The 8240-nt window shown below is 74.4% G+C and carries 10 protein-coding genes; 5 read left to right on the top strand and 5 right to left on the bottom strand.

Features of this window, described 5'->3' with window-relative positions; all coding sequences use genetic code 11:
* Positions 1-162: 162 nt before the first annotated feature.
* The 4 genes from KME75_RS37615 to KME75_RS37600 all read right to left on the bottom strand — a co-directional run bounded on the left by KME75_RS37615 (position 163) and on the right by KME75_RS37600 (position 4261).
* Positions 163-324, bottom strand: coding sequence for a nucleoside triphosphate pyrophosphohydrolase family protein (locus tag KME75_RS37615; protein ID WP_219419713.1), 162 nt, complete (start codon positions 322-324; stop codon positions 163-165).
* Between the two features lie 313 nt (positions 325-637).
* Complete coding sequence (locus KME75_RS37610) at positions 638-2740, bottom strand: xanthine dehydrogenase family protein molybdopterin-binding subunit (protein WP_219419712.1); 2103 nt, start codon at positions 2738-2740, stop codon at positions 638-640.
* A gap of 1 nt (position 2741) precedes the next feature.
* Complete coding sequence (locus tag KME75_RS37605; protein WP_219419711.1) at positions 2742-3740, bottom strand: FAD binding domain-containing protein; 999 nt, start codon at positions 3738-3740, stop codon at positions 2742-2744.
* On the bottom strand, positions 3737-4261 hold the full coding sequence (locus tag KME75_RS37600; RefSeq protein ID WP_219419710.1) for a (2Fe-2S)-binding protein: 525 nt from the start codon (positions 4259-4261) through the stop codon (positions 3737-3739). Before KME75_RS37600 ends, KME75_RS37605 begins: the two co-directional genes overlap by 4 nt.
* 166 nt (positions 4262-4427) lie before the next feature.
* Here KME75_RS37600 and KME75_RS37595 point away from each other — a divergent pair, with 166 nt between their 5' ends.
* From KME75_RS37595 to KME75_RS37585, 3 genes are all read left to right on the top strand, one after another.
* Positions 4428-4631, top strand: a complete 204-nt coding sequence (locus tag KME75_RS37595; RefSeq protein WP_219419709.1) for a DUF397 domain-containing protein — start codon at positions 4428-4430, stop codon at positions 4629-4631.
* A 159-nt stretch (positions 4632-4790) separates the two neighbouring features.
* Positions 4791-5171 (top strand): YciI family protein, encoded by a 381-nt coding sequence (locus KME75_RS37590; protein ID WP_219419708.1) that lies wholly within the window; start codon positions 4791-4793, stop codon positions 5169-5171.
* 13 nt (positions 5172-5184) lie between these two features.
* Positions 5185-6408, top strand: coding sequence for an RNA polymerase sigma factor (locus tag KME75_RS37585; protein ID WP_219419707.1), 1224 nt, complete (start codon positions 5185-5187; stop codon positions 6406-6408).
* Here the strand turns inward: KME75_RS37585 and KME75_RS37580 are convergent.
* Positions 6372-6884 (bottom strand): Lrp/AsnC family transcriptional regulator, encoded by a 513-nt coding sequence (locus KME75_RS37580; protein ID WP_219419706.1) that lies wholly within the window; start codon positions 6882-6884, stop codon positions 6372-6374. The two genes, KME75_RS37585 and KME75_RS37580, sit on opposite strands and share 37 nt — an antisense overlap.
* 59 nt (positions 6885-6943) lie before the next feature.
* Here KME75_RS37580 and KME75_RS37575 point away from each other — a divergent pair, with 59 nt between their 5' ends.
* Positions 6944-7453, top strand: a complete 510-nt coding sequence (locus KME75_RS37575; protein ID WP_219419705.1) for a DUF2000 domain-containing protein — start codon at positions 6944-6946, stop codon at positions 7451-7453.
* Positions 7450-8064 (top strand): LysE family translocator, encoded by a 615-nt coding sequence (locus KME75_RS37570; protein ID WP_219419704.1) that lies wholly within the window; start codon positions 7450-7452, stop codon positions 8062-8064. The genes KME75_RS37575 and KME75_RS37570 overlap by 4 nt, the downstream gene beginning before the upstream one ends.
* Positions 8065-8240 lie beyond the last annotated feature (176 nt).

Raw genomic sequence — 8240 nt, 5'->3', positions numbered from 1 at the left:
GAACGCCGATCCCGTTGCGCGAACGGGCCTTTCGCGCAATAGGTTTGCGCGAAAGGGTCGTTCGCACGATGACCGGGTGGGTGCGTGGGTCGGGCGCGGGGTCGGGCCCCGTTGCGCGAGCGACATTTTCGGTCAATGGGTTCGTGCGAAAGGGCCGTTCGCTCAGTCGGGGGCAGGTGCGGGGTCGAGCCAGCGGAGCCACTTCTCCTCGGCCGCTCCCGCGAGGTCGACGTCGTGGAAGCGCGCGAGGAGCAGGAGCGGCCCGCGGCGATGTCGTGGGAGGTCGGCGGCGATCACGGGCAGAGGGTCGTTGTCGACGAGCACCTGACGACCCTCCCGCCGTGATCAGCCTTCAGATCACGGCGGTTGCGCTGGTCGTGGCGTTGTCGCCGGACGATCACGGGCTGAGCGCCGGCCGTGAAGATCGGGTGGGCGCCTTCTGCCCGTGATCGCGGCGGTCCGGGCGCAGCCGGTGGGGCAGGTCGGCTCGTGGCGATCTCCGCCGCTGAGAGGGCCGCCTTCGCGACGAAGGCGTACGTGCCGACCCTCGCCGGGGCCACCGCGCGCCTGCCGATCCGCCCGCCACGCTGTCGATCCGCTGCCCCCGCGCGGCCGCCGCCTGCTGAGCCTGCCGCAGTCAGCCGGGCAGGGCGTCGAGCAGCTTGTCCAGCGTGATCGGCAGGTCCCGCACCCGCACGCCCGTGGCCTGGTGGACCGCGTTCGACACGGCCGCGGCGGTACCGACGATCCCGATCTCGCCGATGCCCTTGGACCCCATCGGGTTGACGTGCGGGTCGGTCTCGTCGATCCAGTGGGCCTGCACGTCGCCCACGTCGGCGTTGACGACCACGTGGTACTCGGCGAGGTCGTGGTTGACGACGTGGCCGAACCGGGGGTCGAGCACGCTGTGCTCCTGCAGCGCCATCGACAGCCCCATCGTCATGCCGCCGATGAACTGGGACCGGGCCGTGCGGGGGTTGATGATGCGCCCCGCGGCGAACACGCCCAAGAGCCGGGGCACGCGCAGCTCGCCGGTGTCGGCGTGCACCCGCACCTCCACGAACTGGGCCCCGAACGCGGCCATCGTGTAGGTCTCGGTCGCCTCGTTCTTCCCGACGGAGCCGGCGATCTCGTCGCCGTCGTCGGGGTCGGTGCCGAACTTGTCCCGGAACGCCCGCGCGGCCTCCACCAGCGCCGATCCCCAGGTCGCGGTGCCCGACGACCCGCCCGCCACCGACGCGACGGGGTGGTTCGTGTCGCCGATCAGCACGTCGACGTCCTCGCTGGGCACGCCGAGCGCGTCGGCGGTGATCTGCGGGAGCACCGTCCAGGCGCCGGTGCCGAGGTCGGCCGCGCCGATCGCCGCGGTGTAGCGGCCTGCCTCGTAGCGGATCGTGGCGGTCGACGTGGCCTGCCGGTAGGTCGGGTACACCGACGACGCAACGCCCGTGCCGACCAGCCAGCCGCCCTCGTTCCGCACGCCCGGCCGCGGGTCGCGGCCGTCCCAGCCGAACCGCCGCGCCCCCTCGCGCAGGCACGCGACCAGGTTGCGGCTCGAGAACGGCTTGCCCGACTCCGGGTCGAGCTCGGGCTCGTTGCGGATGCGGAGCTCGATCGGGTCGATCCCGAGGGCCTCGGCCAGCTCGTCCATCGCGACCTCGGGTCCGAACATGCCCGGGCACTCCCCGGGTGCCCGCATCCAGGACGGCACGGGCACGTCGAGCGCGGCCAGCCGGTGCGTGGTGCGCCGGTTGGGCGCGGCGTACATCATCCGCGTCGGCACAGCGGTCTGCTCGGCGAACTCCTTGATCCGCGAGGTCTGCTCGACCACGTCGAGGGCGATCGCCTGCAGCCGGCCCTCGCGGTCGGCGCCGAGGCGCATCCGCTGGATCGTGGGGGTGCGGTAGCCGGCGAGGGAGAACATCTGCTGGCGGGTGAGCGCCAGCTTCACCGGCCGGCCCGGCACGGCCCGCGCGGCCATCGCCGCGAGCACCACGTGGACGTGCGGCGTCCCCTTCGACCCGAACCCGCCGCCCACATACGGGCAGATGACCCGGACCTGCTCCTCGTCGAAGCCGAAGACCTCCGCCACCGTGGAGCGCGCCGGATGCACCCCCTGCGTGGAGTCCCACAGCGTCAGGAAGCCGCGCCCGGACCCGTCCCACAACGCCGTCGTCGCGTGCGGTTCGAGCGGGTTGTTGTGGTACATCGCCGTCGAGTAGGTCTGCTCGACGGTCACGGCGGCCGCGGCCAGCGCGGCGTCCACATCGCCGTCGTCCGTGTCGGTCGGGAAGGCGGGGTTGACCTTCTCGGGCGCGTAGAGGTCGTCGCGGTCGGCGGAGAGGGTGACGTCGTGCTCGGCCTCCTCGTAGGTGACGCGGACGAGGTCGGCGGCCTGCCGCGCGAGCTCCGAGGTCTCGGCGATCGCCACCCCGATCACCTGCCCGCGGAAGGCCACCTCGTCGGTCTGCAGCGCGGCCAGCTCGGCGTCCTCGGTGGATGCGAGGCGTTCCGCGGTGTGCGGCGTGAGCACCGTGGCGACGCCGTCGAGCGTCTCGGCATCCGTGGTGTCGACCGCGGTGACGCGCCCGCGGGCGATCGTCGCCTGCACCGGGTGGCAGTAGAGCGGTTCGAGCACCGGGGTCTCGTAGGCGTAGACGGCGGTGCCGCGGACCTTGTCGGTCCCGTCCCGGCGGACGAGGGCCTGGCCGATCGCGCGAGGTTCCAGCAGCTCGGTCATGTCACACCTCCTCGACGGCGAGCTCACGCAGCACGGACACGAGCGTGCGGCGCAGCAGCGGGATCTTGAACGCGTTCCCTCCGTCGAGGCCGGGCACCGGTTCCGCGGCGGCGAGCTCGGCGTCGGCGGCCGCCCGGTAGGCCTCGTCCGACGCCGTCGCGCCGCGCAGCGCGTCCTCGGCGGCCCGGGCCCGCCACGGCGCGTGCGCGACTCCGCCGAACGCGATCCGGGCGTCGCGGACCACCCCGCCGTCGACCTCCAGCGCGGCCGCGACGGACACCAGCGCGAACGCGTACGACGCCCGGTCGCGCACCTTGCGGTAGCGGGAGCGCGCCGCGATCGGGGACACCGGCAGGTCGACGCCGAGGATCAGCTCGCCGTGGGCGAGCGTGGTGTCGCGGGACGGGTCGTCGCCGGGCAGGCGGTACAGCTCGCCGATCGGCACGAGCCGCTCGCCGCCGGGGCCGAGCACCCGGACCTGCGCGCCGAGTGCGGCCAGCGCCACGGCCATGTCCGACGGGTGGGTGGCCACGCAGTGCTCGGACGCGCCGAGGATCGCGTGCTGGCGGGTGTACCCGCCGATCGCCGAGCAGCCCGCGCCGGGGGAGCGCTTGTTGCACGGCGTGGTGACGTCCTGGAAGTACACGCAGCCGGTGCGCTGCAGCAGGTTGCCGCCGGTGGTCGCCATGTTGCGCAGCTGCCCGGACGCCCCGGCGAGCAGCGCCTGTGCGAGCACCGGGTACCGCGCGCGGACGCGCCGGTCCGCGGCCAGGTCGCTGTTGCGGACGGCGGCACCGATCCGCAGACCGCCCCCGTCCTCCTCGACAGCGTCCGACGTCGACGACGTGACGTCGACGAGCAGCCCGGGCGTCGCGACGCCCAGCTTGAGGTGGTCGACGAGGTTCGTGCCGCCGCCGAGGTAGGCGGCGTCGGGGTCGGCGGAGACGGTCTGTACGGCGGCGACCGCGTCGCCCGGCACCTGGTACCGGAACGGCTTCACGACCGGCCCCCCGCCTGCCGGCCAGATGCCTGCTGCACCGCGGGGACGATGTTCGCGTAGGCGGCGCACCGGCAGAGGTTGCCGCTCATGCGCTCGGCGACCTCGTCGTGGTCGAGCTCCGGGTCGGACGCCATGTCGGTGGTGGCCGCGCTGGGCCAGCCGCGCGCGTGCTCGTCGAGCATCCCCACCGCCGAGCAGACCTGGCCGGGCGTGCAGTAGCCGCACTGGAACGCGTCGTGGTCGAGGAAGGCCTGCTGCACCGGGTGCAGCTCGCCCTCCGGTGCGAGCCCGTCGGCTGTGGTGACCTCGTGGCCGTCCTGCGTGACGGCGAGGATGAGGCAGCTCAGCACCCGTCTGCCGTCGACCAGAACCGTGCACGCGCCGCACTGCCCGTGGTCGCAGCCCTTCTTGGGGCTGGTCACGCCCAGGCGTTCGCGCAGCGCGTCGAGCAACGTCGTCCGGGTGTCGACGGTGAGCCGCTGCGGCGCCCCGTCGACCTGCAGGGTGATCTCGGCGTCCACGCCCGTTCGGGTATCCGGTGGGCACCGGTCCAATCCCGCGCCCGGGCCGTCACGGTAAGTGCAGGTCCCCCGATCGATCGTAACTTGTTGCGTCCGGGAGGTGTCGCGCGCACGATCTCGCCATCGTCGCGCCGGTGGGCGCGGCCGGACCGAACGTGAGGTGCCCGTGACCACTCCCCGGTTCGCCACCAGCAGCTTCTGCCACCACGGCGGATGCGTCGCCGTCGCCGCGCTGCCGGACGGGCGCGTCCTGGTCCGCGACGACAAGCACGAGGAGAGCGCCGTGCTCGCGTTCACCGCGGAGGAGTGGCGCGACTTCGTGCAGGGCGTCAAGAACGGCGAGTTCGACCCCGCGACCCTCGGCGCGTAGCCCGGCCGGTTCGACGCGGTCACCAACCGGTCGCTGTCGTGCACTGGCACATCCTCCGGACGTGGTGGCCCCGGCGGCTCGACGGATCGTGCTGCGCCACGGCGGCGGTGCCAGCGGTACACCGCTCGGTACGGTGCTCCTCGGCGACAGGAGGCACCGGTGAAGTACCTGATCCTGATCTACGGCAACCCGGTCTCGCGACAGACCTGGGCGGAGCTCTCCGACGCCGAGCGGTCCGAGGGCCTGCGCGTCTACGCGGCGCTGGACGCGGATCTGGCCGCGTCCGGTGAGCTGGTCGTCTCGGAGGCGCTGGCCGACCCGGCGCAGACCACGCGGGTGTCGGTGCGCGAGGGCCGCCCGCTGACCACCGACGGGCCGTTCGCCGAGGTGAAGGAACAGCTGGCCGGGTTCTACCTCGTCGAGTGCGAGAGCTCCGAGCGCGCGGTCGAGATCGCCGCGCGCGTGCCCGAAGCGGAGTTCGGGCTGGTCGAGGTACGGCCGGTGCTGGACCTCGGCGCGATGGACGCCTGGCCGGAATGACGAGGGCGCCGGAGTGACGGGTGGCCCGGACAGCGTCGAGAGCCTGCTGCGGGAGCTGGCCCCGCAGGTCCTCGGAGCGCTCGTCCGGCGCCACGGCGGTTTCGACACGTGCGAGGACGCCGTGCAGGAGGCGCTGCTCGCCGCGGCCCTGCAGTGGCCCGCCGAGGGGCTGCCGGACAACCCGAAGGGCTGGCTGATCACCACCGCGTCCCGGCGGCGGATCGAGCTGTGGCGCAGCGAGACGGCACGGGCGCGCCGGGAGGAGACGGTCGCCGCGCTCGCACCGCCGGACCCGGAGCCGGCCGCCGACGTCGACGACACGCTCACGCTGTTCCTGCTCTGCTGCCACCCCTCGCTCACCGAGTCCTCCCAGGTGGCGCTGACGCTGCGCGCGGTCGGCGGGCTCACCACCGGGGAGATCGCGCGGGCCTTCCTCGTGCCGGAGTCCACGGTCGGGCAGCGCATCAGCCGGGCGAAGCAGCGGATCAAGGCGGGCGGTGCGGCGTTCCGGATGCCGCCGCCCGTGCAGTTGCCCGAGCGCGTCGCCGCCGTGCTGCACGTGCTGTACCTGATCTTCAACGAGGGCTACACGGCGAGCTCCGGCGAGGCGCTGCACCGCGTGGAGCTCACCGCCGAGGCGATCCGCCTCACCCGGCAGCTGCGTGCGCTCCTCCCCGACGACGGCGAGGTCGCAGGGCTGCTCGCGCTGATGCTGCTCACCGACGCCCGGCGGCCGGCGCGGACCCGCCCGGACGGTGCGCTCGTCCCGCTCGCCGAGCAGGACCGCGACCGCTGGGACGCCGCTGCGATCGCCGAGGGCGTCGCCCTGATCACGGCGACCCTGGCCACCGCGCCCATCGGCCCCTACCAGCTGCAGGCCGCGATCGCGGCCGTGCACGACGAGGCCGCGCGCGCCGAGGACACCGACTGGCCGCAGATCCTCGCGCTCTACGACCACCTGGCCGCGCTGGCGCCGGGCCCGATGGTCACGCTCAACCGCGTCGTCGCCGTCGCGATGGTGCACGGGCCGGAGGCGGGCCTGGAACGGCTCGCCGAGGCGGCGGCCGACCCGGCCCTGGCGGGCCACCACCGGGTGCACGCCGTGCGCGCGCACCTGCTCGACCTCGCCGGCGATGCGGCGGCAGCGCGCACGCACTACGAACTGGCCGCCGACGCCACGCTGAGCGTCCCGGAGCGGCGCTACCTCGAGGCCCGCGCCGCCCGGCTCGCCGACTGATCGGCCGGGCGTGGCCGCACCGGCGCGACCAGCGGGCGGTCGAAGATGAGGTGGGTCTGGGCGTGCCCGACCTCCGGTCGGGTCGTGAAGTGGTCGACGACGAGCCGGTGCAGGTGCGCGCTGTCGGAGACGGCGACGTGGACGAAGAAGTCGTCCGGGCCGGACACGGTGTAGAGCGCGAGGGTCTCGGGGAGCGCCAGCACGCCGGAGGTGAACGCCTCCACCAGCTCCCGCCGGTGCGGCCGCAGCTGCACGGCGATGAACGCCTGCAGACCGCGCCCGATCGACGCCGGATCGACGACGGCGCGCACCGCCGTGATCACGCCGAGCGCCCGCAGCCTGCGCACCCGCTCGTGGCACGAGGACGTCGGCAGGCCCACGCGGGCGGCGAGCTCCTTGTTGGTGACCGATGCGTCGTCCTGGAGCTCTCGCAGGATGCGCCAGTCGACCGGATCCAGTGGGCGTTCTTCGGCCATGAGTCGGACACTATCCGGACTCGTTTTTCTGTAGCCGGACAGCTGACGAGGCTGTGCACATGGCTCCTCCCCGCTGCGTCCTCGTCCTCGACCCCGCCGCACCGCGCTGGCTGATCGCCAACGCCGCCGCCGTGCTCGGCGCCTCCATCGGTGCGGGCGGGCGCGTCGCACTCGGGCCCGACACCGCGGACGCCGCCGGTGCCCGCTGGCCGGGCATCGCCGAGGTGGTCGTCCCGGTGCTGGCCGCGGACCCGGCCGGGCTCGCCGCGCTGCGCGCCGCCGCCGCGGACGCCGGCGTCACCGTCCTGGCCTTCCCCGACCTCGCGCAGACGGCGCGGACCTACGCCGACTACGCCGCGGCGCTCGGCCGCACGCCCACGGCGGACGTGCGCATCCACGGTCTCGCGCTGCTCGGGCCCTCGAACGCGGTCCGGCGTCTCGCTGAAGCCTCCTCGCTTGCGCTCGTCGGCTGCGCTCGCGCCACTGCTGTGTTGAATGGTGAGCTCGCAAGCTCGCTCACGTGCGACCTCGCGGCCCTCGGCGATCCCGTCCCGGAGCCGGTGGCGTGACCGTCGAGCGCTGGATCGCGTTCCTGGGCGTGCTGCTGGTGGTGCTGTGCACCCCGGGACCGGACTTCGCGGTGGTCCTGCGGCACACGCTCGCCGGGGCCCGGGCCGGGCTGCGGGCCGCCGCGGGCGTCGTATCGGGCCTGGCGGCGCACACGGCGGCCGCTGCCCTCGGCCTGTCGGCGCTCCTCGCGGCCCGCCCCGAGGTGCTCACCGCGATCCGGGTGGCCGGGGCGGCCTACCTGGTCTGGCTCGGGGTCCAGGCCCTGCGCGCCGCGCTCCTCGTCCGGGCGCCGGACGCGGCGGACGTGGTGGGCCCGGCCCGCCCCTACCGCGACGGCCTGGCCGGGAACCTCCTCAATCCGAAGGCGCTGTTGTTCTTCCTCGGCCTGATCCCGCAGTTCGTGGTGCCCGGGCCGGCGGTGACCGGTCAGATCCTGCTGCTCGCAGGCACGACCGTGATGGCGGCCGCGGTCTGGTTCGCGGTGGTGATCACCCTCGGGACCGCCGTGGCGGGCCGTGCGGCGCCGCGGCGCGCGGGTGCCCGACGGGCCGTCGACGGGATCACCGGCGCCGCGCTGGTCGCGGTCGCCGTCGGGGTCCTCCGGTCCTGATCACGTGGTCGGCGGCAGGGCCGGGGGCAGGCCCAGCTCCTGTTCCTGCCGCGCGATCCGGCGCCTGCGCAGCCACCACGCCCCGACCATGACCAGCAGTGTCAGCAGCATCGCCGCCGCGGCGGCCGGGCCGCCGACGACCGCGGCCAGCACGACCAGGACGAGGGCGGCCGCCG

The organism is Pseudonocardia nigra, from assembly GCF_019396355.1.
GTDB lineage: Bacteria > Actinomycetota > Actinomycetes > Mycobacteriales > Pseudonocardiaceae > Pseudonocardia > Pseudonocardia nigra.
The sequence above is the reverse complement of the archived record's forward strand: the minus strand, read 5'-3'. Positions and strand labels throughout refer to the sequence as shown.